General features: G+C 60.9%; 2 protein-coding genes. Both read left to right on the top strand.

The annotated features are described in order from the left end of the window. Nucleotides 1-1,336: chromosomal replication initiator protein DnaA (dnaA, locus tag Q0L94_RS17715; protein WP_296755980.1), on the top strand; the 1,336-nt coding region annotated here is incomplete at its 5' end. A 179-nt stretch (nucleotides 1,337-1,515) separates the two neighbouring features. Then, nucleotides 1,516-2,346 (top strand): DNA polymerase III subunit beta (gene dnaN, locus Q0L94_RS17710; protein WP_296755977.1); only part of this gene is annotated, 831 nt, incomplete at its 3' end.

Genomic DNA, 2,346 nt, shown 5'->3' with positions numbered 1-2,346 from the left:
CTTCTGGGCCCTTTGCCAAGAGCGCTTTCGCGCCAACCTGACCCAGCAGCAATTCAGCACTTGGATCAAGCCCCTGGTATTTGACGACACCGGCGGCGAGGTGCGCATCCTGGCGCCCAACCATTTCGTGATGGACTGGGTACGCGAGAAATTCGCCGAGCACATCGATGTCTGGGCGCAGGAGTTTTACGCCCGCCCGGTTGCCATTACCTACGCGCTCGGCAAAAAAACCAGCGCGCCGCGCGCGCCTTCCGCAGCGCTGTCCGCCGCGCCTTCCGCCGCGCTCCCGGCCAGCGCTGCAGCCCCTGTCCAGCTTGGCCTGCGCATCAATCCGGGATTCACTTTCGACAACTTCGTTTCCGGCCGCGCCAACCAGTTGGCGCGCGCCGCCGCACTGCAGATTGCCGACAATCCAGGCGTCGCCTACAACCCCCTGTTTGTCTACGGCGGCGTGGGGCTAGGCAAAACACACCTGTTGCAGGCCATCGGCAATACCGTGCGCCTGGCCACGCCGGATGCGCGTATCAGCTATATCCATGCCAACGATTACGTGGACGACGTGGTCAAGGCCTACCTCAACAAGCAGTTCGACGACCTCAAGCGCCGCTACATGTCGCTCGACCTTCTTCTGATCGACGACATCCAGTTCCTGGCCAAGAAGGACCGCACCCAGGAAGAGTTTTTCTACGTATTCAATTCGCTGATCGAGAACAAGAAACAGATCGTCATCACCTGCGACACCTTCCCCAAGGAGATCAGCGGACTGGACGATCGCCTGAAATCGCGCTTCGCCTGGGGTCTGACCGTCGCCGTCGAGCCGCCGGAACTGGAAATGCGGGTCGCCATCCTGCTGGCCAAGGCGCAGGCAGAAAACATCAAGCTCGACGAGAACGTCGCCTTTTTCATCGCCAAGCAGGTGCGCTCCAACGTACGCGAACTCGAAGGCGCCTTAAAGCGAGTGATCGCATTCTCGCGCTTCCACGAAAAGCCGATCACCCTGGAGCTGGTGAAAGAAGCCCTGCGCGACCTCATCGCTTCGACATCGCGTATCGTCTCGATCGAGAACATCCAGAAAACCGTCGCCGACTTCTACAAGATCAAGGTGGCCGACATGTTCTCCAAGAAACGCACCCGCAATCTTGCACGCCCGCGCCAGATCGCCATGGCGCTGGCGAAGGAGCTGACCAACCAGAGTCTGCCGGAGATCGGTGAATCGTTCGGCGGGCGCGATCACACCACGGTGATCCATGCCTGCCGCAAGGTAGCCGAGTTGCGCGAGACCGAAGCCGACATCGGGCGCGACTATCTGGTGTTATTACAAAGCCTGACTGGCTGAGGATGAAATGTGGATAAAGCGGATCCAGCGCCGGGAACGGAAAATCCATCCCCATTCCTCCCACCTTGCCAAGACTTTACCCACATCCATAAAACAACAACAACATACTGTTTTTATTTTAAAAAAAATCTTATCCCCAGTTTCAGGCCGCCTTTATTATGATTCTCAGGAATATATAAATGCTATTAGTACAAAGCGAACGCAACGCCCTTCTTGCTTCTCTCTCCGCCGTGGTCGGGGTCGTCGAGCGGCGCCATACCCTGCCCATCCTGTCCAACCTGCTGCTGGAACGGAAGGCGGGCGCGCTCACCGTGCTCGCGACCGACCTCGAGCTGCAGGTCAGCACCCGGCTCGACAATGCGGAGACCGGCGACGACTTCGCGATCACCATCGCGGCGCGCAAGCTCTTCGACATCGTGCGTGCGCTGCCGGATTCGGCGAAGGTCAAGCTCGACAGCAAGGACAGCCAGGTGGTGGTGAGCGCGGGCAAGTCGCGCTTCACGCTGCAGACGCTGCCTGCCGCGGATTTTCCGCGCGTCGAAACCGGCAGCGGACTGAGCGAGCCCGTCCGCCTGCCGCAGAAGACGCTCAAGCGGCTGCTGCAACTGGTGCAGTTCGCGATGGCCAGCCAGGACATCCGCTACTACCTCAACGGCATGTTGCTGGTGCTCGACGGCAAGCAGCTGCGCGTCGTCGCCACCGACGGCCACTGCCTGAGTTACGCCGAGACCGAACTCGAATCCGAGAGCGCGGCGCGCGAGGTCATCATCCCGCGCAAGACCGTACTCGAACTGTCCAAGCTCCTGGCCGACTCGGACGAGCAGGTCGAGCTGCGCATCGGCGCCAACCAGGTCACGATCACCCTGCCCGGCACCGAGCTCGTGGCCAAGGTCGTCGACGGCAAGTTTCCCGACTACCAGCGCGTCATCCCGGTCAACCAGCCGCGCCACCTCAAGGCCAACCGGCAGAACGTCGTGCAGGCCCTGCAGCGCGCGGCGATCCTGTCGAAC

Source organism: Thiobacillus sp. (assembly GCF_024708915.1).
The sequence above is the reverse complement of the archived record's forward strand: the minus strand, read 5'-3'. Positions and strand labels throughout refer to the sequence as shown.